Consider the following 25,482-nt stretch of genomic DNA (forward strand, 5'->3'; position numbering starts at 1 on the left):
TTATCTTCATTTTTTTCCAGTAAAATTCTTCCTGAACAGGAAATAATAAAGGAAAGGGTCCATTATTGTTATTATTCCCCCAATAAGAGGCGGATACACTACATTGATGGCCAGGAGGCTACCTGCAACAGGAGGTGAAGCCGCTGAGAAACCGGTCCTTGTCATTGACGTTGCCCCAGAGGTAGTTGCCCTCTCTGACGGGTCCACAAGTCCCATTGCAAAGGATTGCCTCACCGGGACTGCTCCCATCTGCATCCCCTGCCTCAGCACATACAGCACCGCTGCAACCGGCAGTAATGGTGTCACTGCCAGCGCTATCAGTGCAATTGATGCAGCCATTCTTGTCCATATTATGGAAGAAAGCTCTGTTTCAGGATGCAGGATCCTTGGCAGAATCAGCATGACCAGCAGGACAAAGAGATTGGAGAGACCGAAGATTATTCCTATCTCGCCCGAGGATATGCCGAACCTGAGATGGAACCAGAGTGAAAATATTGGTGATATGAAGCCTGCACCTATGCCACTGGGAATGGTTGGGAGAGACAGCTTCATGATGTTCTTCCATGACAGGTTTGGAAGGATGTGCCTGCTCCTCACCCCATTATCCCTGAGGAACACTGTGATCAATGCCCCGGCTGCCCCCATGATGCTGGCAAGATAGAAGAGGTAGTAGACATCTATTTTCTCGGCTTCCACAAGATCAATGAGGAATGATCCTGCACTGGCCGCCATTATGCCAAGAGCAGAGGCAAGAGACAGTATTTTTGAGAATTCTTTCCTCTCTGTGAACTCAGTTACCAGGGCTGTCTGAACTGCACCGAATGGCCCGCCTGATCCTATGGGGCCCCCACCGGACCCGGTAAATCCGCCAATTCCACTGAGAACTATGAGCACCAGTATATCCTTTGAGGTCAGAAAGAGCAGGGAAGACATGGAGAAAAGTAGAAAAAGGCTTATAAGAAACAGCTTCCGACCGTAATGGTCAGCCATCATTGCCAGAAGAAATGACAGAGCTGAACTGATGAGTATAGCTCCGCCCAGAATCAGGCCAATCTCTATGAGGGAATAACCAAGATGATGCAGATACAGACTGAGCAGTACATTCAGGAAGCCGTAACTGAAGCTCAGTAATACCCTTGCCGAAACTATATTCGCAAGATTTAGCCTCTTTCCTTTGGCTAATTTGATCTTTCCAGTTTCCGTCATCCAGTTTCCTCCTGCCCTGAGTCCTGTCTCACCGGCCCATTATCGCACTATCCTATAATGCGAATTTCCATCTGATGGCAGCAACATCTGGCAGCATATACTTTTTGCCAGCAGTAATATGTCTTCGGCATACGCTTGTAATTGTATGCCATTTTATATTCCAGAAATGCAGTAAGGTTCTCATACCTTTCAGGAATTATCAGTGTTTTAGCCTTCTCTGCCAGGAATTTTCCAGAGCGCCCGAATGGTCTGGTTTGTCTTTGGCTTCTTGAGCCCGACATACTCTCATCACGAAGGTTCTATGTTTCCTGCTTCGTGGACAGTTCACCATCATGATATCCGGAGATCATGCTCCGTCTCCTGCCGTCCCTTCCGGGTGGTTTATCAGGCCTAAATTTCCCTCCGCCAGGAGGTATATTTCCTTCATTTTTTCTGTGTTTGCTGGTCTGTCGCATGCAATTCATCCACATGGCAGATTCAGTGGTTTTCCTGATCAATTCATTGAAAATGCTGCTCTTATGTATTATGGCTATGAGCCTTCATAAGGAATTCTGCCTTGCTGAAACTTCTTTAGCGGGAGTTTTACCTGCAAAAAAAATTGTCTGGTTAAAGCTATAATTATAAGCACGTTACATGTTTGTGGATAACGGGATTCACAGTGCAACTGCCGATCCAGGAGAGACGCTCAAGCGCCTCGGAGTAGATTCTGAGAACGGTCTTACGCAGTCCGAAGCCGAACTCAGGTTAAAAAAGGATGGGTTGAACGCACTCCCGGAATCAACCAGCGGAGGTATTTTTCATATAATACTGGAGCAGGTAAGGGAACCCATGATTCTCATACTCATAATCATAGGGCTGATTTATTTTCTCATCGGGACTCCGGTTGAATCCATATCTGTCATTGTCATAGTATTCATCGTAATCGCCATAGAGGTATACAACGTACGAAAAGCGAGAATATCCATACTCGCCCTGCGATCTCTTATTTCATCGAAAGCGTGGATTGTCAGAAGCGGCACTACAGTTGAGGTACCGGTCTCGAATATAGTCCCCGGTGATGTTGTACTCATTCATTCCGGGGAAAGGATTCCGGCAGATGGCATCATCCTTGAGAGTTTTGGCCTGGAAGTGGACGAATCTTCATTGACGGGAGAATCCATTCCGGTCCATAAGCAGGCAATTAGTAATCTCGGCAGTGAGCCATGGGATTCCGAGAAGTACCTGCTCATGTCCGGTACACTGGTAGTACAGGGAAGCGGAAAATTTGCAGTTGTTTCAACAGGCGTGAATACAGAGATCGGGAAAGTCTCGGAATCCGTCAGGACGGAAGGTGAACCTGAGACCCCGCTGGAAATGTCCCTGAAAAGGGCCTCCAGAGTACTCATAGGCATTGCCGTATTTTTCAGTTTCCTGATACCGCTCATAGGTTACCTGCACGGTAATCCGATTGACCAGATGGTACTTACCGGTTTGTCCATGGCTTTCGCAACGGTTCCTGAAGAGCTGCCTATTTTGATAACCATCACACTGGCCGTCGGAGCGTATTCTCTTGCCAGGAAAAATGCCATTGTAAAGGGGCTGAAGGCTGCACAGACCCTGGGAAGCGTGACCGTGATTGCAACCGACAAAACCGGCACACTTACCGAGAACAGAATGAGCGTAGGGCATGTGATGCAGGGAGAAAAATTATATGACGCGAGCAATGCTGCCGGACACCGTTTACTGGTATCGGGAGTTCTGGCTACCGGAACCCTGACAATGGACAGCAGGGGTTCAGAAATTTTCAGGGACCCCATGGAGATATCCATATTCAATTACGCGAAGCAACATGACATCGATTTTGAGAAAGTGCGCCACGAATTTGTGCCCGAGAATAAGTTTGCTTTTGACGGGGCTCTGAAGCTCGCGTCTTACATTTACAAAACTCCCTCTGGCCAGGCGATCTTTACAAGTGGCGCCCCGGAAACAGTCGTGGGAAGATGCACAGGATTTGCAGCAAGCGATGGGACGGAAAGCCCTATGACCGATGGCCACAGGAATATTGTGCTTGGGACTGTTGAAAAACTGGCTGCTTCTGGAGAGAGAACCATAGCCATATCATACCGCGTATCCTCAAATATAAGCAGGGTCAGGAGTGAAGCAGAGAAAGGTCTGGTATTCCTGGGCCTCTTCAGTTTTATTGATCCTCCCAGAAAGGGTGTAAGGGAAGCAATAAAAATGTGCCAGAATGCAGGGATACGTGTCATAATGCTGACTGGGGACCACCCCGGAACTGCTGCGGCAATAGGAAGAATGGTTGGCATAAACGGATCAGGCAGCACCATGACTGGAGACATGATAAAATCCATGAGCGATGCAGAGCTGGAAAGATCAGTCAGGAGCCATTCAATTTTTGCCAGGATAAGCCATGGACAAAAACTCAGAATTGTCAGGTCATTACAGAAACTTGGCGAGACTGTCGCTGTGACAGGGGACGGCGTCAACGATGCCCCTGCGCTCAGGGCTGCGGAAATAGGCATAGCAATGGGAATAAGGGGGACAGATGTGGCAAAGGAAGCCTCGGACATGGTACTTGAGGACGATAATTTCCAGACCATTGCCGAGGCTGTGTTTGAGGGAAGAAAAATGCAATACACACTCAGGAAAGGCCTCAGGTATTACATATCTGTCAAACTATCTTTGATTTCTATCCTTTTGGTCCCGGTAATCCTGGTGATTCCGTTTCCGTTTCTTCCCATACAGATAATTATAATGGAGCTTTTCATGGATGTTGGTGCCCTCTGGGGATTCCTTTATGAAAATAGCGAAGCAGGGATTGTGGAGAGGCAGCCCCCGGGAAAGAGATCGAGTTTCATCACAAGAGATATGATGTATTCCATATCTACAGCCGCAGCGGGAATATTCATTGCAGTAACAGCTGTGTACCTTTACCTGTATTATGCACATGGAAATATTGTCCAGGCGCAGACGAGCGCGTTCGCGACATGGATACTATCCCAGGTGATTCTGGCACAGAATCTCAGAACTGAGTATCAGCCAGTCATCAGGAAAGGATTCTTTTCGAATCCCATAATACTGGCATGGGGGATCATAATTGTGGGAATGCTTGTAACTGTGACTGTGTACTCTCCACTTCATTCCATAATAGATACGTCATCGCTGGGGCTGCATGAATGGCTGATTGTAGTAATTGCCGCAATCTTGTCAAGTTCCTGGATGGAAATTATGAAGTTTTCCAGAAAGGAATACAGGGCACTGCGCAACATGGAAACAGCTTCTTGAATAGAAACATGGAAATCCCCATGAATACGCAACCGCAAGTGTCCGATCCAAGGATACCATTGATATCGGATTATGGAGCATCAGCTATAATGAAATTTGCATCAAAGCTGAGCCAGAAAATGTGAGTGAAAAATGATCGACCATTTACAAATTGACTGACCCTTAAATCACTGGTCTTGAAATCCATAACCTGATGCGGGGATGAGATAGAAGAACTTAGACCATAAAATCAACATTTTTCCTGTTTAATGACAAATTTCAGCATCTCTGTAGCCACGTCAATGCCAGAGGCTGCAGTGGTCCCCCTGAACTCCATGGTGCCATTTATTTCGTGAACCATCGGCCCACCATCTGTTTCCATTATATCCACACCGTAAATCCCGGTATCCAGGAAGCTCACCGACTTTATTGCAAGCTCCTCAATTTCACTGTTTTTCTGAAGCTTCTCCACCCTTCCCCCAATTGCAGCGTTTGTCCTCCATTCATCTCCAATCTGGTATCGGTACATTCCGGCAATGATGTCCTCTCCTGCCACTATTATCCTGATATCCCGCCCTGGCTTCCTGACAAATTCCTGAAAGTAGTATACGGACTGTATGGGATGCATCAGTGATCTGTCGTGAAGAACTACCTGAGCTACGAATTTATCCTTTAAAAGCGCTATCATTCTTCCCCAGCTTCCGGTAATTGGCTTGAGAACAGCCTCACCATTGAATCTTTCCATAAACAACTTAAGCGCAGCATCCTCCTCGAATGCAAAAGCGGTAAATGGTGTTTGAATCCCGTTTTTATGCAGGTGCAGGGATGTCACCAACTTGTTGCCAGTTATTTCCAGGGATCGGTATGTGTTCATGACCCGATGGTCCATCTGCTCAAGTATTGCCGTGGAGAAAAGGCCTCTGTAGAACCCAACGGATCTTTGAATGCTTATGTCTCCAAGATTTTCTGGCTTTTCATCACCCAGAGCTGGTGTAAATTTCCTGATGTCCAGCGCCGCAACCGGGATGTTCATTTCGGCAGCTTTCTTCAGCAGTTCCTTTTCTTCCCATCTGAGCACATCATAAAGAACCGATACTGTTACCATCTTTTACCAATCCAATCATAAACTGATTAAATTCATAACAGATTGATATTCCATATTCAAAAATAATATACTGTTAATATTTTTCATAATATCACATACGATATACAAAGATCTGTATCATTGAAGGAACTACTCTCCCCAATCTTCCTTGATATTCTCGGCCGCAGCCAGCTTAACCTGGCCGCCATCAAGTGACACAACCTCAAACTCCACTCCGCAGTCTGGACATGCCAGTATTTCTCCAGTCATTACATCCTCAGGTACGTTCAGATTTCCACCGCATGTTGCACATTCGTATATGGTCGCTCTGTCTGCCATTAAGATGCTTAAGCATCGACAAATATTAATTACTTATGACCTATATGGTTCATAAATGCACAAGCCCAGCAATACTTCAATGAGCGTAAATCGTGTAGTACGCGATATCATGGAGAAAGACCTGTTCCTGAACATATCTCTGAGGAATGGATATGCTAATTTGAGCGGCATTGCGAGATTTATTGCCCCTAGAGTAGAATCCAGGCTTGGTGAGCTTCCCAACAGGGAGGCCATAATGTCAGCCATAAAGCGTAATCGAGGCAATATATTCAGCCTGGAGGGGGCGGTGAAATCCGCTCTGGCCGCATCCACAGTGAAGATGACTACAGGGATGGTTCAGCTGATCTTGCCCAACCTCTATTTTCCAAGAATGCTCGATTACCTCCAGGCTGGAATTACCAATGGGTCAGTGTTCCTTTCCACCGGCCTCCAGAGTGCAAGCTTTGTGGCTGAAAAAGCGATTCTGCGTAACATGGATAAATCCCTGAGACAGCTTGTCTCCAACATAAGGGAGAATGTCTCGGCGATGCACCTGATAATGGACAGGAATGCCCTGGAAACTCCGGGTTTTCTCACTTCTCTATTCGAGAAACTTTCAATGGCAGGAATCAATGTAATTGGAACCGCGAACTCATATTCTGATCTTGTCATTCTTGTGGACGATGATAACTCCAGTGATGCATTCTCCGCCATCAATGATATGATAAGATATTCCAGGCTGCCTTAACCTGCTGAAAATGGAAACTGACCATTAAAGAGCCATTGTTTTGTTCGCTCCGATCGCGTAAGATTTTCATCCGGCTCCAGCAGTCCATGTCTTTTCCATAGCGCGATACAAACGCGAAGTTCCGAAGAAGACCTGATCATAACCACTATACTATCAAAATTGCAAATAAAATGTATAAAATAGCAATATCATAGCTATTTCAAAAATCTCTTTCAATTAATGTACATTGCTGACAGATTTAACAGGAATTGGATAGATTAGACAATGGTTGTTCTACCTCCATTATTGTCATGACCATGGCTGAGGATAAGGCGAAATTGAAACTGAATAAAATAGATATCAGGCGGTATGGCTATTGGCCCTGACTTCGTCGGCTGAAGTGGACTGCAGTTCCCTGGCCATGGAAATAATGGCATCATCAGCGAATGATGATGTTTCAGGACTGCCCTTTATACGTTCCATCAGGATGTCAAGCTGGTTTCCACTGCATTTGAGTCCCAGGCTGTTGAGCCTGCTGGCAAGTGCATGTTTTCCCGTGTACTTGTCAATGGTGAAACTCCTGTCCCGCCCAAGGAAGGATGGATCGATGAATTCATATGTTGAAGGGTTGTTCACAATCCCGGCAACGTGCACTCCTGATTTATGCGTGAAAGCATACTTCCCAGTAACAGGGTAATTGGGCTGTAATTTGATTCCACTGAATCTCTCGACCATTTCTGATACCCCGGCAAGCTTTGTCAGGTCTGCAGCCTCTATGGACATGTGATATTTCAACGCCACAGCAATAACCTGCGTCGGCGTGATTCCCACTCTTTCACCCAATCCGTTTACTGTGGCATGAATGATTGTTGCCCCTCCTTCAACTGCTGCAAGAGAGTTCCCCATTGCATTACCCAAATCATTATGGGCATGTATGTCAAACTCAAGTCTTGGGAAGGACCTCGACAGTCGCCGGAACATGGCCCTCGTCCTCCATGGCAGCATAATTCCCACCGTGTCGGCTATACCAATTCGATCTGCTCCTGCAGATTCTGCAGTACGTATCACATCTGTAAGATAGCCCCAGTCCGTCCTGGATGCATCTTCCGGAGTGAATCTTACCTTTACACCCTGGGATCTCGCCCTTTCTACACCCTCGCCTATTATCTGAAGTGCCTCTTCCTGGGTCCTGTGGGTTTTTGAAGAAAGATGTGTTCCACTGACTCCATAGAAAATGGCCACCCTGTCCACTCCTGTGGATACTGCAAGGTCAATGTCGGACGCAAGTGATCTGCTGTGGGCTATGAGCTCAGAGGATATCATGCCCTGGTCTTTCATCCTGACTATCTGCCTGATGCCTTCCAGTACATCTGGTGAAACGGATGGATGTCCTGTTTCTATCATTCTCACACCCAGATCAGATAGGCTCCGTGCGATCATGACCCTCTGTTCAACAGAGAAATTAACTCCAGGGGTCTGCTCACCTTCTCTCAGGGTAGTATCAAGGATTCCTGCGTATCTTTTGGTCATCATTGCAAAATTATCAAGAACATATATAATAGCTTATTGACCAATACTGGTCAAACATATCATAAATTAAACTTAATTTCAATTTTCAGTTAAAGTTTCAAAGATTCTTCAGGATTGAAGCGGTAACATCGACCGTCCCTGCTTTCCCGCCCATATCAGGTGTAAGGCTCCCTGCAGATTCCAGTATCCTGTGAACTGAGTCATCAACCGCCCTGTGTGCATCCATGAGCATCTTATCCTGATGCCTATTTGCCAGCCACTCAAAGAGCATTGAAACCGAGAGAATTTCAGAAAGAGGGTTTGCAAATCCTTTACCGGCAATGTCAGGTGCTGTCCCATGTGAAGCCTGTGCCATTGCCCAGTTATCGCCGAAATTAAGTGACGGGGCAATTCCCAGGCTCCCGGCCACAGCCGCTGCCTCGTCCGAGAGTATGTCACCGTACATGTTGGTGGTGGCTATGACATCGAACTTGTCCGGGTGGAGTATCAGGTCGTATGCGACCGAGTCCACCAGCCGATCTTCGGAGAGGATGTCATGGCAATCCGCAGCCTTCTTTCTGAACTCTTCCAGGAACAGCCCATCCGTAACACTGAGCACATTGCCCTTGTGAACCGCTGTCACCTTTTTTCTCCTGGTGGCCGCATAACGGAATGCGACATCGCTGATCTTGGCCATTTTCTCCCTTGTTATTACACGCACTGAAAGTGCCACATCCCTGGTGGGCATGAATTCCCCACTGCCCAGGAACATGTTTCTATCGGCATAAAATCCCTGGGTGTTCTCCCTGACTATAAGCGTGTCAATGGGATCAAGTCTTCCCCTCAGGTATGTTCTCACCGGCCTGATGTTGGCGTAGAGATCAAAATGGGTCCTTATGGCACCTGACGGACTCTTCTGCCCCTTTGAACCGGGATAACTGCCAACTTCCAGTGGCCCCAGTATGAGCCCATCTGACATTTCAATCTTCTTAAGAACCTCATCTGTGAGGGGTTTGCCCCACAACTGGAATGATTCCCATCCAACCGGCACCTTACTGAAAGATATAAGGCCGGATGAACCAAGCCTGTCCATTGCTGCGGAAAACACAGAAACAGCTGACTCCACCACCTCTGGTCCGATGCCGTCTCCGGCAGCCACGCTTATGTCGTATTTATCCTTCATACTGAATCCTTTGTCCTCACAGCGGCTCGCTGTCAATATATCCATTGGATCTGAGCACTTCTATTATGCCGCCTGACCTCACGATATTCATCAACAGGTCTGGAATCCTGTTGAATTCTCTCACTGATCCGTCCTGTTCCCTTGTTACAGTGCAGTGCTGGAAGTCAACCTGTATGATATCACCCTCGGCGATCCATTGCGTAATCCCGTCCATACGCAAAACCGGTAGCCCACAGTTAACGGCGTTTCTCATGAAAAGTCCGTTGACGGTTTCTGCCATCACCAGCACTATACCGAGACCCACAAGATTTGCCGCTGCTGGTCGAGAAGAGCCCACCCCGAAATTCCGGCCTGCAACGATGATGTCACCCCTATTAACCTGGGAGGCCCATCCGGGCCTGTTTGCCCACATTGTATACTTTGGCCTGTCTTTCTCCGGAAGCGTATAGCAAATGTGGGGATACATGAGGTCTGTGTTTATGTCGTCTCCAAAACCCCACACCCTTCCCCTGATCTTATCGTCCATCTATGAACCTCCAGGGATGCTGCTGGGGCTCACTATCTCACCTGCAACTGCCGAGGCCGCCACTGTGGCGGAGGATGCCATGTATATTCTGGCATCTCTGGAACCCATCCTTCCCTTGAAATTCCTGGTTGTTGATGTTATGGCAGTTTCTCCGTCAGCAAGGAGACCCATGTGGCCACCCATGCATGATCCGCAGGTTGGATTGGTCACGATCCCTCCGGCCTTCACTATTGTTGGGATGTAGCCAAGTTCCATCCCCCTTAGATAGATGGACTGGGTGGCAGGCGTCACAATCAGCCTTGTTCCTGGATGCACCTTTCTTCCCTTGAGAATCCTTGCAGCCACTTCCAGATCGGACAGTTTCCCGTTGGCACATGATCCGATGGTGCACTGGTCAACCTTGATTCCCTGTATGTCATCCACCGGCCTGGTATTCCCGGCAACAGAATCTGGTAGTGCGGCCATGGGCACCACCTCGGACATATCAAGCTGGTATGCGCCTGCATAACTGGCAGATGGGTCAGGAGACACCGGGGAATATTCCTGAACTCCCCGTTCCTGAACATAGGACCGCAGTACCTCATCACCTGGAAAGACGGCAAATTCCACACTCAGTTCAGCACACATGGTTGAGATAACCGTCCTCTGATCCATGTTCAGGGCCATCACACCGTCTCCTGCAAATTCAATATTCATGTTGGGCATATCCCCAAGGTCACCAGCCATTTTCAGGAAAACATCCTTTGCTTCGGACATTCCTGAAAGTTTTCCAGAAAGGTCAACCTTAAGTGTTTCACCCACAGCAAACCACGTTTTTCCGGTGCACATGACCTGCATGAGTTCTGGCGTTCCAAGTCCTCTGCTCAGCATGTTGAATGCCCCGGCAGCCACAGAATGGGAATCTGTATTGGCAACAATCTGGCCGGGATAGAACCATCCTGACTCGGCGGCAAAGGCGTGAGCTATTCCTCCAGACCCGTAGTCATAGAAATCATTCAGGTTCAGTCTCTTCACCAGCTTTCGTATCTTGGCAGTGCCATTGGCCATCTCCACGTTTGGCGCAGGTACAAAGTGATCGAAAACAACGCTGATCTTTGATGGGTCAAAGACCCTTGCCGGTGGATTCTGGATCAGTTCAGGATGCTGGCCCGCTATGTCAAGCAGGATCACTCTGTCCACGGACACGGTTACTATGTCGCCCGGTTCCACCTTCCCTGAACTGTCCGAAGAATGTGAGGAAAGTATCTTCTCAGCAATATTCAGGTAGTCCCTCTCCTCTTTTCACTGATCACCTGGCCTTCCTTTCGGCCTCGTTCCAGATTCAACAGTGCGTCTGCAACTATTTCGGCGCTTCTCCATACTTCCTCAAGCGATATTTCCTCCAGTTCCGTATGTGAAAGCTGAGGGTTGCCTGGCCCATAGGTCACGCACGGTATTTTCCATCTTGACCCAAGTATGTTCATATCGCCGCTCCCGCTCTTGAATAGCAACTGCGCTTCACTTCCGGTGTTCTTTCTCACAGATTCCTTGAAGGCTGAGATCAGAGGCGTCTTCAGCCCTGAAACATAAGGTTCCACACTGCTTCTGATCATGAAAGATGGTTCAGAAGCGGTGGAGGATTTCACCAGGTCCAGTATTTCTGAAAGGACGTCATCCTGCTTTCTGGATGGAGGGTATCTTACATCAAGGGTCATCGCGGCATTTGAAGGGGTCATGTTGTCCGCCTCCCCTGCCCTTATGGATGTCAGCGCAGCTGAAACCTTTGAAAATTCCCTGTTCTTTCCAAGTTTATCCCTGACTGAATTCCATGCCTCCACGGCAGATTCCACAGCACTCTGGCCCAGCCAGGGAGCACTGGCATGCACCTGCCCTGACCTGAATTCCATATCCAGAAGGATGCGCCCACGGTAGCCCACTGTTATGCCTGTTACTGCAGAGGGTTCGCCAAAAATGGCATAGTCTGATCTGGGCTGGCTGGAGGCTACTTCAATAATGCCCTTGCCAGGTCCCTCCTCACCCACAGCAGCAATCATACGTATGGTTCCGCTGAATCCTCTCTGTTTCGCCATCGACACGCCAAACATCAGCGATACCAGTGAGGATTTTGCATCCGTTGCCCCCCTTCCATAAAGAGTGCCTCCATCCTCCCTCACAGGTAGCTGGCCGGGGACAGTGTCTATGTGCCCGCAGACAAGAATTTCCGGAGATCCGCCGCTGAAAATGGAAACACCATTACCGGCCCTGTCCACAAAGAATTCGTCTGCGCCCAGGCGCAACATTTCCCTTCCAAAGTATTCTACAGCCTTCTCCTCATTCCCTGTTGGAGAATATATATCCACAAGCTCTTTCACCACCCTGTCTGTGGGATGCGTCACCTGAGAACCTCCCTGACATAATCCATGATTTCGCTGGGAACATCCACCTGTGCTACCCTGACAGTGTTCTTGAACTCCGTAGTGCTGTTCACCTCGTGTACCACATAGCCATTTTCAGTTTCCATGATGTCAACCCCGAAAACGCCTTTCCCAACACTTCTTGCCGCCCTTATGGATATGTCCTCAAGTTCCGGTGTGATGGGACATTTCTCGGCTCTACCGCCAATTGCCGTGTTGGTCCTCCAGTCATCGTCCGACTGGTATCTGTAGATTCCTCCGATGACCCTGTCCCCCACAACGAATGTTCTGATGTCCCTGGGCGGCCGTTTTACGAATTCCTGAAGATAGAAGATGGAATATAACGGGTACATGTATTCCCTGTCCTCCATTACGGCCGATGCAGCCGTCCTGTCATTGAGAAGCGCAACCATCCTTCCCCAGCTCCCTGTAACAGGTTTCAGGACCGCCCTGCCTCCGAACTTGGAGGAAAACTGCTTCATGGCTGTAGGGTAAGAGGCTGCCACTGAAGTCTTTGGAGTTGGCACGCCATTCTTCACCAGGGCAAGTGATGTCAGCATCTTGTTTCCCGCCACATCAATGGTGTTGAAGTCGTTTATGACCTTCTGCCCCTTGAACTCCAGATAGGCTGTTGAATGCAGGCCGCGATAGTAGGAAGTGCACCTCTGGAGAGTCACGGATCCGTATTCTCCAGGCAGTGGCGCATCAAGGTCCATATCCATGTCCTTGACATCCACCATGTTGATCTCCATGCCCCGGTCCTGGCCGGCCTTGAGCAATGCCTTTTCCTCCCATCTCACAAGATCATAAACCATTGAGATTTTCATTCTGCCCCACTCCGCTTTAGCTGGCCATCAAGAGCCCCCTTTATTTCCACGATGGCCTCATCCACCTGTTCCCTTGTGAGGATGTAGGGCGGAAGCATCCTTATGATGTTGATACCGGAGTACAGGGTTATGACGCCCCTGTCCAGAAGATTCATCAGAACTGGCAGAAACCTGATTCTAAGCTCAAGGGCAAGCATCATGCCTATCCCTCTGGCATGGCTAACCAGACGATGGTTTCCCAGATCCTCCTGCATCCTTTCCAGAAAGTATTTTCCAGTATCCCCTGCCTTCTCCACGTATCCGCTCCTGAGCCGGCCTATAACTGCACTTCCTGCGGCACAGGCCAGCGGGTTGCCTCCTGTTGTTGAACTCTGCTCCCCTATTTCAAGGGCATCCACGAACTCGCTCCTCCCCACTGTAACGCCCATGGGGATTCCTCCACCTATGCCCTTTCCTACCGTCATGATGTCCGGTGTTATGCCCCAGTGCTCGTGGGCCCACATCTTTCCGGTCCTTCCCAGGCCTGACTGAATCTCATCCATGATGAGAAGCGTTCCCGATGCCTCTGTCATTTCTCTCACTTCCTTAAGATACTGGTCTCCAGGAAGGTTTATTCCGCCCTCCCCCTGAACCGGCTCCAAAAAGACGGCTGCCACGTCGAAGGACGAAAGGGCTTTCCTGAGCATTTCTGCATCGCCAAATTTCACAAATTCAACATCGCCAACAAGAAGATCCTGGAACGATTTCCTGTATTTTGAGGAATGCGTGACCGAGAGTGATCCCAGTGTCTTTCCGTGGTATCCCCTTTCCATGCTTATCATCCTGTGTCTCCTGGTGGACTTCACTGCAATTTTTATTGCGGCCTCAACAGCCTCGGTTCCGCTATTGGAAAGAAAAGCCCGGTTAAGCCCCCTGGGCGCTATTGACATGAAGTCCTTTAGAAATTCAGCTCTTGCAGGGCTGTAAACCGAGGCATGAGTTATGTATACCTTCTCCATCTGCTGCATTATGGCTTCCTTGATTTTCTCATCAGAGTGTCCAAGGATGGCAACCCCATAGCCGCTCATGAGATCCAGATACTCCTTACCGTCCAGATCCCATATGTTTACGCCCTTGGCCCTGGCGGCCAGTACCGGTATCTTCTGGTAGGTTCCCGCCAGGAATTCATCCTCTATCTTCTGGTAATATCCATTATCCATCATTTTTCAATCACCGTTTTCATTTTTCCCTGAACTGCATTTTCAAGCGGGTTTGATATGGAACCGGAACTGATGACGACCCTTCCGGCTCCACTGGCCAGTGCCTCCCTTGCTGCAATCAGTTTCTTATCCATTCCGTTTCCCACACCCCGTATGGCTTCATCCAGTTCCGTCCCTGCAATATGCGGAACCAGTGAATCTTCACGCATCACACCAGTAACATTTGTCAAAAGAACAAGCAGATCCGCCTTCAGAGAACCTGCTATTGCCGCCGCAGCCCTGTCTCCATCGACATTGAGCGCCTCCCCGTCTTTGCTGACTGCTATTGGAGCTATGACCGGCAACTGGCCAAGATCCATAAGGCCATTCAGGAAGGCCGAATTGACCTCTGTTATCCTCCCTGTGTAGCCACCATCTACAAACATGGGACGCCCGTTCCCGCTCAGTATCTTCAATCGGCTCTTGCGTTCAGCAACCATCAATCCTGCATCGATACCGGTGATGCCCACCGAATTTCTGCCGTATTTTCTCAGGGCAAGAACAATATCGGTGTTTATCCTGCCTTTCATCGCCATAAGAAAGACCTCCATTGTTTGTGCATCCGTATACCTGCTCCTTACTCCGTCAGGAGATGTGACAAATCTGGGTTCAATGCCAAGCCTCATGGTCAGGTCAGTTACCGCCGGCCCACCGCCATGGACAAGAACAATCCGGTCATTCTCATAATATGCAATTTCCTTTATGAGAGAATCTGGAACTCCGCTGCTGGCAATGCTTCCACCAACCTTCACCACTGTGACCATGATCACACCAGCCTGAGAGGGGCAGAATTGAGGCCTGCATTTTCAGGGTATCCCATCATTATGTTCATTGACTGGATTGCATTACCTGCTGCACCCTTGATCAGGTTATCAATTGCTCCTATGGCAACAACTCTGTTCACGTGCCTGTCAATTGCAAATCCCAGGTCCACGAAATTCGATCCGATTACCAGCTTTGGATCCGGGTACCTGAAGAGGCCATTGGGATCCATCATGAACCTTATGAATGGCTCGTTTCGGTACATGGAGCGATAAGCCTTCCATAAATCAGTTTCCGCGGGCCTGTGTTCTGTAAATATGCTTGATGTTGTCAGTATGCCCCTCACCATATTCACCGAATGTGCAGACATGGTAACTGTCACCCGTTTTTCGGCAGCAATTGATAATTCCTGCTCAATTTCACCTATATGCCTGTGATCCGAGGGGCTGTAAATCCTCACTGAATTAAATCTCTCAGAAAAATGGGTTGCGGACGTGGATTTGTTGCCAGACCCAGATGATCCTATCTTTGCATCTATTACGGTGATACCGGCCAGCAATCCGGATTTTGCCAGTGGTGCCAGGCTGTATATGGATGAGCTTGCAATGCAGCCGGGAACAGCGATCAGCCTTGAATTGCGTATCTCGTCCCTGTGAAGTTCAGGCATACCATAGGTGAACTTCTGCAGGAGATCCGGAGCAGGATGTTCCCAACCGTACCATACTGGATACTGGGAGCTATCCTTCAGCCTGAAATCAGCGCTCATGTCTATGATCCTTGTGCCTGTTTCAACAAGCTGCGGTGTTATCTTCACGGATGATCCATGTGGAACTGCCAGAAACAGAATGTCCACCTTTGCTGCAACGTCCATTGGCGTTTCATCGGTGAACTTCAGGTTCGTGTAACCCTTCAGGTTGGGATGAACCCTGGCGATGTATTCCCCAGCATTGTGCTTTGATGTGGCTGCGGTAATTTCAACTTCGGGATGATTCAGCAGGAGCCGGAGGATTTCTCCGCCTGTGTATCCGGATGCGCCGATAATGCCTACTTTAGACAAAAATATCAATCCAAAAAGATAGAAAATGATTCAGAGGCAGGCTGATCATTCGCCCCAGTCTTCCCTTATTTCCTCTGCTGCCCTCAGGACAGGGTTTCCATCACGTATTTCTGAAACCTCATACTCAACTCCGCAATCCGGGCAACTCACAATCTCGCCTTTTATTACATCATCGGGAACCTGCAGCGACCCGCCACAAACATTACACTCTGTTTCCATATTTCACACCTTTTCTGTCATCATAAGATGGCAATATACCGTTTCAGTCTTGGAAAATATTAATATTTTATGACCTATTCTGGTCATAGTTTGACTTAAATGACCAAAATGGAGCTAAGTATAAACGGCCTTGTGAAAAACATGGTTACCAATGACATATTCCTTGCAACATCACTGAACAGGGGATACGTGAATCTCAGCGCTGTTGCTCGCGACCTCAAGCCAGCAATAGAGATGCGGTTGGGGCAGGAGGTGAATACAGAGGCCATAATTTCTGCTCTGAAGAGAAACAGGGATACGTCCAGAAAATATGATAACAGGGTCCTGGAATCCATGGCCCAGACCAGTGTGCAGATGCTGACCTCTGTCACCAAGTTTGTGCTTCCTGTGAACAAGAACGAAAGGGTTTTCAGGGAAATGTATGAACTGAAAATGCCCGGGGCAGTTTATATTTCCACCGGAACTGAGTTCACCACATTCATAGTCGAGGACAGGAACCTTGGCTCATTTTCTGAAATTATCAGGAGAGGCATAGTAGACAGGAAGACTGGACTTGCCGTGATAATAGTGAAGAGCCCCGTCTCAATGATCGAAACGCCGGGGTACCTGATGTCGCTCTATTCCAAACTGGCATTTTCCGGGATAAATGTGGAGGAGACAACCAACAGTTACACGGACGCCATCATTGTTGTCAGCGAACGTGATTCCAGTGAGGCGTTCATGGCAATTCATGATCTCATACAGTATGCAAGGGAACATGTCCATCCCGGAAAGCGGTAGACTGGATCTGTTGTGATATCGCCCCCCTATCGGATGGGGTTTCCTGATTCATGGATTGGCATCTGCCTGTATGGATATATTCCGCACATACCCGGAGTGGCAATCTCCACAGGCTTGAATTCGGATATTCAATTTCGTGGACAATTGGGATCAGGCACTCTGGAGGCAAATGTCAATATCCGATCCAGCATGGGATTCTCACTGTGCTGCCGACCCATAGAGATAAATGAATGCTGCCATTCTGCTGCCTCAGGGTGCCCCTATTTCCAATACAGGTTCACTTGCTGTTTCTCCCCGATATATCATCACAGAACGCAGAAGTCTTCTTCCATTCTCTGGCCGGAATTTCAGGTATCCAGTTCATATGGCTTCAACCTCCTCTCAAAAATTTCAGGATCAGGGAATAAATTTTACATTCTTCATTCCATGGCGGAAAATGTACAGAAGATATTATGTTATAAGGGATAACGCAGCGAATCCCCCCTATGCCGGCAAGCCATGGCTGATGTCTCTTGGCTCCCATGGAATAGTCATTGGAAAGACAGGAGCTGGAAAATCCAACTATCTGCTCCACATCCTCAAGCATATCGACAGGGAAGACTGCAACATTGTCCTGTTAGATCCCCACGGGCAGACTGCAGATTCCTTTCTTTCGATGACAGGGAAGGACCCCATTATCCTCAGCGGTCACGATTATCCCGGATCTGAGGGCAGATACTCTGGGATCAACGCGCTTCATACTTCAGGAGAGGAGGAAAATGCCTACCGGGTCGGAGACTGGATGGTACAGGCATTTTCCAGCAATGAGGCCATGTCCAACGGAAGCTGGGGTCCAAGAATCAACCTGATCATCTCGCAGGTAATGGTCAACATAATGTTAAGGGAGAAAGGTCTACCGCTTGACAGATTCACCGAAATCCTCACAGATCAGAAGAGACTCTTTTCCTATTTTCCGGTTCAGGAGCACTCCCCAATAAGAAATGCACTCAGTTCCGGCAATATTTCAAGGAACTGGGGGGACTTCATAATGAGTTCACTGAACAAGCTCCTGCCGCTGGTGGGAAATCCGCTGATCAGAAGAGTCATCTCAGTTTCTGAGGAAAAGAGCGTTAACCTGGATCATTGCATACTCACTGGAAACAAGCTCATAAGCCCTGAAATCAGTATTGGTGAGACCGGGGTAACATCGGCCAGCATCATTGCAAGCGTGCTTCTGGCAAGAATCTGGAACATACTTGTTGGGCGCGGCCCATCTGATTACAAGACATATATCATCATCGATGAAGCCCACATAATACCTGAATCTGTCCTTGACATGTTTCTTTCCCAGGGAAGGAAATATGGTGTCATCCTCATCCTTGCCTACCAGTCCCTTGGCCAGCTGACTGACAAATTCAGGGATGTTATGTTCTCGAACCTGAACAACTATGCCTGCTTCAACCTGACTGAGAGGGATGCCAAGTACATATCGGACAACATAACATGGAGTTCGAAGAGGCAGAGTGTCATAGAGACACTGGTAAACCAGCCCAGACATTATGTCACAGTGACATGCAATCATGTTGAGGCGGAGGGATCATCATCCAGTAATTCTGGAAAATACGGTCCCATCACCCTGAAGCCACCATTGATTGCACATGCCCCTGACACTGCCTCTGTGCAAAAAATCAAGGCATCCATCATAAACAGAATCGGATACGGTGAGGAGAATACGACATCATCCTGTGAAAATTCCACGCTGCACAACAGGCTGATCTTTCTCTTTTCAGACTTCTTGGAGTCCAGGAATGTGAAGGTAACTGTTGAGCCCAATATCGGGAATCTTATACCGGACATACTCATTGAACATAACGGCAGGATCATTTACTGTGAGGTTGAAGATTCCGATCTCATGGTTTCTCACAGGATTGCGAAGAAGATGGTGGATTACATGGGCAATCCCATTATCTTCCTGTGCAGGGATGAAGACTTTGGAAAAATAGTATCCATTTTTAGGAACATGGTGGGGCATGCCGGAGATGGTGGCTTTTACCAGAACGGAGATGAGATTATACCGTTCTCAAAAATACCTGAAGCCCTTCTGAACACCTCGCTGGTTACATATTCCGGGAACACTTTCAGTTTCTTCAACGGCATTAAAAAGGTAAAGTTTTCTCCCATGCATCTGGAAAAGGATTCCTCATTCATGAATCGTGCGAAGAAACTCCCGTATGGAAATCTGCGCTTAAACATCCTCCTAAACCTTGTGGAAACTGTCAGAGATGGAGGAGGAATTGATCTTGATGTGCTGGAGGCAAAATACGGAAGGGACAAGCTCCGTGAGCTTCTGCAGGTCATAAGGGATTCAGGATACAGCGAAGGCCTAACCTTCAATTCGCTCCTTGAACTGGACAGAATCCACGAACCTGATATGCAAGACGGTGAGGTAACTGAATAAGGTGGAGCTCTGCAAGGGCGCGGATATTTCAATCAAGCGATATTCTGGCTGGGAATCATGGTCACCATAAGGAAGATGGAGCAGGGAGGCAGAACCTACTACTACCTGGAATACCCGGTTAAGGTTAACGGAAGGGTCAGAAAATATTCGAGATACATTGGAAAGGATATTCCGGAGGATATTGATCACCTTAAGAGGCAGTTTCAGCTTGAGATCATTGAGAACCGCCGGGAACCGCTATCCTTGCATGCCAGGAGTGTGATGATAGGCCGGACTGATGGAATGTCAAGGGAGAAGATCGATCAGTTTTACCATGAAACCGCACTGCATTTCACTGCCAGTACACTGAAACTGGCTGGTTCCAAGCTGACGGAACTCGAACTTAAAAGACTTCTCGTTGATAAAGTGATCCCTGGCTGGCGCGACACGGATGATGTTAAACTGGCGGTAGTTCACTATGGAATCGCAAAAGACATTCTTCTAAACAGCCCGCAACTTTCCCTCGACCTTCTGGCTGAGTGGCACTGGAAGCTCTATCGTGAGATCAAGCCATCGATTGCCGGTGTAATCACAGGGGTGCATGGAGCTGAGGCGGAATATTCAGGGTTCGATTCTGCCTACAGAGAATACAGAGAAAAATTTGGTGGTCTCATGCTTGCTGGCCTGATTCATTTTGTTTTATTTAAAAGGCCACAGTTTCAGGACGGGAATGGAATCATTGCAAGGCTCGCAATGAACTGCGTTTTACATGCCAGTGGGTTTCCCATTCTGGACATTGATTACAGTGAGAGGAAACGGTATGAAAACGCACTGGAAAGATCTTTGAAATTCAATGACGAAACGGAGTTTCTCAAATGGTTTTTCCTGAAATACAAAAGAAAAATTGCGAAATTTGAATCGCCCATATAAACTGAAATTCATCAGCGCCCTATAATTAATTTTACTTTCCGGATGAATTAAAAATTGAGTTTCGCAAGAAAATAGGCGGGAAATGTTACACTGAGCCAGGCAGTTCCGTGGTTTCCGTTTCTTCCGGTTTGCGGAAGAAACCTCATGTAAAAGAAGTCCGCAAATAAGGTTAAGAATGGTTCTGGAAAAAGATGGAATTATCCCATCTAATTTTTTGGTGCTGTCATCGTGGCCCCCTGATCATATTCATGTTTCAATCTCCGGATGAAGGACATCGGTCCCACGCAAACACAGCTTGAGAAGCAGGCCCGGAATCTCCTTGGAGGTCTCAGCATAATAACAACAGTGGATCAACTCCTACCGCAGATGAGAAAGTAATCCGGCACTCTAGGGGACTATTCTGGTTTCAATTCACTGCTCAGAGGGATGCAGGGTCCAAATGCTACCATCGTCAGGTCTAGGAACGAGTGGAAGTATTTCGGTCGGGAAGTGAATGATGGTGCAATCCCAATAAGTGTGCTCTATCCTGTGGGAGAAGCACACAAGGATGGCCCTAGAGAAGTGAAGGACTGTATTGAGAAGAAAAGATTTGAAGGTCTTAGTGATGAAGCCCTTGAGTAAATTGTCAGGAAGAAATTCAACCTCACTGGTGGTGGTTTTACCAAGGTATAAAGCACCGGAAAGGTATATTACTTCTCACAGACCACACCCATTCCTGGAAAAGCAAAGCCGATTGAGGCGGATGTAAAGGCGACAACCCTTTACAACACTCTGAAAAAGATCGCAAAGGAGCATTACGAGGTTGAGGAATCTCCAATCAATAATGGTGCAAGAGGATATACAGCACATTCAGGGGAAGGCCAGAAGATAGTTGTGATGAAGATACTAGGAGAGGATGTGAATGTCCTCCATACCCTGATACATGAGATGTCCCATGCTCGGCTTGAATATCTCTACAGGAAAGAACTTCCAAGAGGCCTTGCTGAATCTGAGGCAGAATTGTCAACATACCTTGTAGGAGCGCACTTTGGCTTTGACTTCAGAGAGGATTCTTCAGCATACATCAAGGGATGGCTTGATGATGCTAAAAAGGCGGGAAAAGGACTAGGAAAGGAGAACCTTGACAGGGTTCTGAACAATGCAAGGTGGCTGATAAACGAAATATTTAACAAATTATCTTAATATTTCATAATCTTGCCATGTTAGAAAATCTATTTTCCCGTCATGCAACTCACAGGAATCGTTGGCACATACCCAGTATTCCACATTATCCTTACCTATTCTTGGGAACACTAAAGATCCGCATCTTGGGCAAGAATATCTTTCTCTGAATTTTTTATGATCTAAAACTGTGTAAACCACAGGAACTAAACCACTTTCTATGATTAGCACAACACTTATGATCGGATTCATAGCTTGGAAATTTGCAGCAATCTCAATGATAGTGAATAGCAGTATTATGAACATGGTGTTAAAAAGCGGATTGTAATAAGATTTGTCAAGATATTCCTGTCCTGGCTGATTCAGCTTAACATGGGTAATTTACTTCTTTCCATGACCTGAATTCCCTCTTTTGATAACAGTAAAGACACTCTGGTTTGAACATAGAAATTTGAATGACAGACTTGATAATATATTTTGTTTAAAAGATACAACAATTCAAATGTTTGTATTCTTAACCGTAATATGATCCCGGAACCAAGTTTCGACAAGGAAAGGAAACATGTAGTTTCTTTTATGTCTGCAAAAAATCTAGACAGCGAGCTTTTGATGAAAAGTGTGAATCCAGGAAACGCAATACCTTTATCCGTACTAACGCTGAATGACTTGGCCATATACCCGGGCATTGGACTTTATTTCTTCTACAATATGAGAAATGAGCTTCAATATGTTGGTAAATGCACTTCCAGGTCTTTTATGGAAAGAATCCCATCTCATTTTGATTGCAGGAATCATGCTAGGTTTGCTACAATTGCCAGAAGACGAGTTGATGAACTTAGTCAAAGTGATGACATTTCGGAGACAGTCTATCAAGCATTAACGGACTTGAAGTTGTTCCTTGTAAATTTTATGTATGATAAGATTTTTTGGGACAACGGGAGTTATTCTGATATTAACAAGAAACAAGAAACTGGTCGTGAAGCAGAATATATAGAAAAGCTTGAAAGAGACACAATACAGAAGAAAGAACCTCATCTGAATAGGATGAACAAACGGAAATCTACTCATCAGAACGATGACCGTAGGAGTGAGATTTAATAATGATGCTGGGAATATACATTTTCAATGGGATTAATTGAAATTTCGGAAACCTATAATCGTTTTCTCCGGCACCTCTCAAATAAAAGTGGATCTCTTGCGCCACTTCAGCTAACAGGCTTACTTGAAGATTATCTCGTACATGAATTTATAGTTCATGTGTACAAGGAAACGAGGGGTGAAATTTTAGGAATAACCAATCTTGGAAACAAAGGGGAGCGGAAGTATGACATTGCTTTTATTAAAAACAATCTAATGGGTAATAGAGAAATAGTAAGTGCATTTGAAGCCAAGTATATTACGAACGCTCATAAACTTAGAAAAGAGGAAGATGCCATTGACAATATCGGCACAACTCTGAAGAGCCTCTCAAAACAACTCAAGAATGTTATTACCAACAAACACGGAGGTTATCCAGTGGTTCAGGAAGCAGTTGGAAGTAAACTTTACGGTTTGGTTTTTGCCTCATGTCGAAAATCAAGTCCAGGCAATGGAACAAAGAGTAATTTTTTTGATAATCAGATACTGGACCGGGCCAAGAAAATGGGATTTACGCGCTACGGTTCAAATGAGGATGAACCTATTTTCAATGACGTATATGAGGATATAGAAGTGCGCGCTGTCGGGTACAAATATTACCTTACACTCAAAGTAGGCTTATGGCAGAGCAGTGAATCTGAGGATTGAAAACAGAATCACAGGTTTTACTGCGTACGAATGCGAAGAGCTTCTAGGCGCTTTTGTTTATTTCTTGTTAACTCCTGTTGTAAAACTTAACGGGGCTTAAATATTCTTCAATATGATTAACAGAGCAAGGGGTCTCGGATCAAACACAGCACAGCAAAAGAGATATTTTATATAATTAAACCTTGAATGTAGTGAAGAGGTATAAATCTGGCAAAGTCAGTATATAAAATTTACACTGTCGATGTGATTCCATTTTTTGTTATAGTGGTGTTCTTCATTGTCGGCCTTTTAGTTAGAATATTTTTTGGAAATGCAGTGTTGTCTCTTGCTAACTCCGTGAATACACCCTGGGGAATAATCACGTCTAACTTTGTCTTTGACGGCTTCCAGAACATGGAAGCTATGCTTCTATTTCTAGTATTTCTATATCTTACAAGCGTGTCATTCAAAATTAAACTTAGAAATGGAAGATACATAGCCACATTAGTAAGTATGTTCGCAGGAGGCATTATTGCGAACTTTTTGTGGTTTTATGAGATGTTTAGAAGTGGGAGCACTGTTACCAGTGCCGGCCAGTCAGGGGTTGTCTATGCATTCTGGGGCGCATGTTTTTCCCTGTTCCTCTTCGATACCATAATTATCATAATCGGCAAAGGAGCCAAATTAATCAGAAGAAATTCCTCTCAAATTGGGGCACTTAAGTCAAGCTCGAAGAGGTTGAGATGGATAGGAGGTGCCTGCTCTGTTGTGTTCTCAATAATCGTATTGGCGGATTTGTATGATGGACAGAGAGCATTTTTTTCAGAGCTTCCTCACATTAACTATTTCGTACATATAGCAGCATTTTTTAGTGGAGTGTTAATTTGTGCTTTCATTTACTTGCCCATATTAATTAGAAACATACTCAAAGTTAAGCCCATTACGACCGTTCAGTTATAGAAAATGCATGTCCAAGTAGCGAATTGACACGGTAAAAAAAGAACAAATTATTGGGCGTTACAATAATAATGGATGACTTAATCAAAGTCAACGTTGGCAAAAATTTATGCCCTAGCAATGGTTTCGTACAATGAGACAAAATGCCTGAAGAAAAGAAGCGTTCTTCGAACGCCCAAAGGTCGGATGCCTTCAATCCAACGTCCAGTGATTCTAGGGCAAATGCCGATAACAGGAGCAACCAGATGAACCCTAACAATACGGCCTACAGATCTTCAAGGAAGGGAAGAAAGTAATTTTCACCCTTCTATTTTTTTAAGGCCATTGTTTAGAATGACGAAATATATTAATTGAATAAAATTTGGAGTGGGTAGGTGAATTCAAGATCGATCTTCGCCGTATTATTCGGGTTTGCCCTGAACTCTATCTCCACTGCGCTCACCTTTGTCAGGTTTACAATCCCGGTGTCGTTTGGCTTGTAACCAGTGCTAAATGGAAATTTTTCAGAACTAGAATTTTTCCACCCCACAACGATCATATTTACGGTCTGATTCTGTCCTAGGCCATTGACTACATAGAATGAATACACGACACTTACATTGCTGGTTGAAAATGGATAGGTGTTAATCAATATGGTTCCATTTGGCGACAACGAAAATTGACTGAAACTCTGTATAAGAACAGATCTTGATCCCTGGGAGAACCCATTTTGATATCCAATGTCCTTACCATGGTTAAGGCCAAGCTCATAAAATCCAATCGAGGCAGAAATTAATGCAACGGTTACTACAGTGGCAATGATCAGATCTCTTTTCCTCCACATGCTGCAAAAACATATTTAACCCATATAATTTTAACGAATCCTTCGACCCTGAAGGAGTTCTTAGGAGTTACTCGTATAGAAAGTCACTGGGACAGATGGCACATTATTGATTATCAATGATGACTTTTTCGTATTGTAAAGCTAATACAAACTTACCAGACTCATTATTCCTCAAGGTTGACAAAATCTGCTATCAGGAATCCGTCAATGGGTAGGAACCTGATCCGTTCAATTGATGAAAAGGGATTCAACGGAGAACCTCCGTCAGAGCCATAATGTGAAACAATGTCTACTAGATCTGAGTCTGTTGCAGACCTTACTTCTGCTTCGAATCCAGCCAT

At 46.4% G+C, this 25,482-nt stretch carries 25 protein-coding genes; 9 read left to right on the plus strand and 16 right to left on the minus strand.

What is annotated here, in order from left to right; genetic code table 11:
• Positions 1-6 precede the first annotated feature (6 nt).
• Positions 7-1,206: an MFS transporter gene (locus RE469_04170; protein WMT45395.1), complete on the minus strand. Its 1,200-nt coding sequence runs from the start codon at positions 1,204-1,206 to the stop codon at positions 7-9.
• 633 nt (positions 1,207-1,839) lie between these two features.
• On the opposite strand from RE469_04170, the gene RE469_04175 reads away from it, so the two are divergent.
• Positions 1,840-4,488: a cation-transporting P-type ATPase gene (locus RE469_04175; protein WMT45396.1), complete on the plus strand. Its 2,649-nt coding sequence runs from the start codon at positions 1,840-1,842 to the stop codon at positions 4,486-4,488.
• A 229-nt stretch (positions 4,489-4,717) separates the two neighbouring features.
• Here RE469_04175 and RE469_04180 read toward each other — a convergent pair whose 3' ends face one another.
• Both RE469_04180 and lysW/argW (RE469_04185) read right to left on the minus strand, forming a co-directional pair.
• Positions 4,718-5,572, minus strand: a complete 855-nt coding sequence (locus RE469_04180) for a RimK family alpha-L-glutamate ligase (protein ID WMT45397.1) — start codon at positions 5,570-5,572, stop codon at positions 4,718-4,720.
• A 129-nt stretch (positions 5,573-5,701) separates the two neighbouring features.
• Positions 5,702-5,890 carry an alpha-aminoadipate/glutamate carrier protein LysW/ArgW gene (lysW/argW, locus tag RE469_04185; GenBank protein WMT45398.1) on the minus strand — a complete coding sequence of 63 codons (189 nt, stop codon included), beginning with the start codon at positions 5,888-5,890 and terminating at the stop codon, positions 5,702-5,704.
• Between the two features lie 55 nt (positions 5,891-5,945).
• Between lysW/argW (RE469_04185) and RE469_04190 the strand changes: the two genes are divergently transcribed.
• Positions 5,946-6,617, plus strand: coding sequence for an ACT domain-containing protein (locus tag RE469_04190; GenBank protein ID WMT45399.1), 672 nt, complete (start codon positions 5,946-5,948; stop codon positions 6,615-6,617).
• Between the two features lie 339 nt (positions 6,618-6,956).
• On the opposite strand, the gene lysS is transcribed toward RE469_04190, so the two are convergent.
• The 10 genes from lysS to lysW/argW (RE469_04240) all read right to left on the minus strand — a co-directional run bounded on the left by lysS (position 6,957) and on the right by lysW/argW (RE469_04240) (position 16,310).
• Entirely contained in the window at positions 6,957-8,129 is a 1,173-nt protein-coding gene (lysS, locus tag RE469_04195) for a homocitrate synthase (protein ID WMT45400.1), read from the minus strand.
• A 94-nt stretch (positions 8,130-8,223) separates the two neighbouring features.
• Positions 8,224-9,288 (minus strand): isocitrate/isopropylmalate family dehydrogenase, encoded by a 1,065-nt coding sequence (locus RE469_04200; GenBank protein WMT45401.1) that lies wholly within the window; start codon positions 9,286-9,288, stop codon positions 8,224-8,226.
• A 16-nt stretch (positions 9,289-9,304) separates the two neighbouring features.
• Positions 9,305-9,814, minus strand: a complete 510-nt coding sequence (locus RE469_04205; GenBank protein WMT45402.1) for a 3-isopropylmalate dehydratase — start codon at positions 9,812-9,814, stop codon at positions 9,305-9,307.
• A complete protein-coding gene (locus tag RE469_04210; protein ID WMT45636.1) occupies positions 9,815-11,077 on the minus strand; it encodes an aconitase/3-isopropylmalate dehydratase large subunit family protein in 1,263 nt (420 codons plus the stop codon). It lies immediately after the preceding gene.
• Positions 11,074-12,189: a M20/M25/M40 family metallo-hydrolase gene (locus RE469_04215; GenBank protein ID WMT45403.1), complete on the minus strand. Its 1,116-nt coding sequence runs from the start codon at positions 12,187-12,189 to the stop codon at positions 11,074-11,076. The genes RE469_04210 and RE469_04215 overlap by 4 nt, the downstream gene beginning before the upstream one ends.
• A complete protein-coding gene (gene lysX / locus RE469_04220) occupies positions 12,186-13,034 on the minus strand; it encodes a lysine biosynthesis protein LysX (GenBank protein WMT45404.1) in 849 nt (282 codons plus the stop codon). The genes RE469_04215 and lysX overlap by 4 nt, the downstream gene beginning before the upstream one ends.
• A complete protein-coding gene (locus tag RE469_04225; protein WMT45405.1) occupies positions 13,031-14,236 on the minus strand; it encodes an aspartate aminotransferase family protein in 1,206 nt (401 codons plus the stop codon). The genes lysX and RE469_04225 overlap by 4 nt, the downstream gene beginning before the upstream one ends.
• The gene (locus tag RE469_04230) at positions 14,233-15,036 is read right to left on the minus strand and encodes a [LysW]-aminoadipate/[LysW]-glutamate kinase (GenBank protein WMT45406.1); all 804 of its coding nucleotides are present in this window, start codon (positions 15,034-15,036) and stop codon (positions 14,233-14,235) included. The genes RE469_04225 and RE469_04230 overlap by 4 nt, the downstream gene beginning before the upstream one ends.
• Before the next feature lie 2 nt (positions 15,037-15,038).
• On the minus strand, positions 15,039-16,091 hold the full coding sequence (gene argC / locus RE469_04235; GenBank protein WMT45407.1) for an N-acetyl-gamma-glutamyl-phosphate reductase: 1,053 nt from the start codon (positions 16,089-16,091) through the stop codon (positions 15,039-15,041).
• A 45-nt stretch (positions 16,092-16,136) separates the two neighbouring features.
• Positions 16,137-16,310, minus strand: a complete 174-nt coding sequence (lysW/argW, locus tag RE469_04240) for an alpha-aminoadipate/glutamate carrier protein LysW/ArgW (protein ID WMT45408.1) — start codon at positions 16,308-16,310, stop codon at positions 16,137-16,139.
• Positions 16,311-16,409: 99 nt separating this feature from the next.
• Between lysW/argW (RE469_04240) and RE469_04245 the strand changes: the two genes are divergently transcribed.
• The 4 genes from RE469_04245 (at position 16,410) to RE469_04260 (ending at position 21,618) form a co-directional block, all read left to right on the plus strand.
• Positions 16,410-17,090 (plus strand): hypothetical protein, encoded by a 681-nt coding sequence (locus tag RE469_04245; GenBank protein WMT45409.1) that lies wholly within the window; start codon positions 16,410-16,412, stop codon positions 17,088-17,090.
• 436 nt (positions 17,091-17,526) lie between these two features.
• Entirely contained in the window at positions 17,527-19,527 is a 2,001-nt protein-coding gene (locus RE469_04250; GenBank protein WMT45410.1) for a type IV secretion system DNA-binding domain-containing protein, read from the plus strand.
• A gap of 57 nt (positions 19,528-19,584) precedes the next feature.
• Positions 19,585-20,436, plus strand: coding sequence for a hypothetical protein (locus tag RE469_04255; GenBank protein WMT45411.1), 852 nt, complete (start codon positions 19,585-19,587; stop codon positions 20,434-20,436).
• A gap of 876 nt (positions 20,437-21,312) precedes the next feature.
• Positions 21,313-21,618, plus strand: coding sequence for a hypothetical protein (locus RE469_04260; protein ID WMT45412.1), 306 nt, complete (start codon positions 21,313-21,315; stop codon positions 21,616-21,618).
• Here RE469_04260 and RE469_04265 read toward each other — a convergent pair.
• Positions 21,610-21,903 (minus strand): hypothetical protein, encoded by a 294-nt coding sequence (locus tag RE469_04265; protein ID WMT45413.1) that lies wholly within the window; start codon positions 21,901-21,903, stop codon positions 21,610-21,612. The two genes, RE469_04260 and RE469_04265, sit on opposite strands and share 9 nt — an antisense overlap.
• A gap of 219 nt (positions 21,904-22,122) precedes the next feature.
• Here RE469_04265 and RE469_04270 point away from each other — a divergent pair, with 219 nt between their 5' ends.
• The 3 genes from RE469_04270 (at position 22,123) to RE469_04280 (ending at position 24,321) form a co-directional block, all read left to right on the plus strand.
• Positions 22,123-22,695, plus strand: coding sequence for a hypothetical protein (locus RE469_04270; GenBank protein ID WMT45414.1), 573 nt, complete (start codon positions 22,123-22,125; stop codon positions 22,693-22,695).
• A 27-nt stretch (positions 22,696-22,722) separates the two neighbouring features.
• Positions 22,723-23,382, plus strand: a complete 660-nt coding sequence (locus RE469_04275; GenBank protein ID WMT45415.1) for a hypothetical protein — start codon at positions 22,723-22,725, stop codon at positions 23,380-23,382.
• 264 nt (positions 23,383-23,646) lie between these two features.
• A complete protein-coding gene (locus RE469_04280; GenBank protein ID WMT45416.1) occupies positions 23,647-24,321 on the plus strand; it encodes a hypothetical protein in 675 nt (224 codons plus the stop codon).
• 343 nt (positions 24,322-24,664) lie between these two features.
• Here the strand turns inward: RE469_04280 and RE469_04285 are convergent, their stop codons facing one another.
• Entirely contained in the window at positions 24,665-25,141 is a 477-nt protein-coding gene (locus RE469_04285; protein ID WMT45417.1) for a hypothetical protein, read from the minus strand.
• A gap of 164 nt (positions 25,142-25,305) precedes the next feature.
• Complete coding sequence (locus tag RE469_04290; protein WMT45418.1) at positions 25,306-25,482, minus strand: hypothetical protein; 177 nt, start codon at positions 25,480-25,482, stop codon at positions 25,306-25,308.

The organism is Cuniculiplasma divulgatum (assembly GCA_031200235.1).
GTDB lineage: Archaea > Thermoplasmatota > Thermoplasmata > Thermoplasmatales > Thermoplasmataceae > UBA509.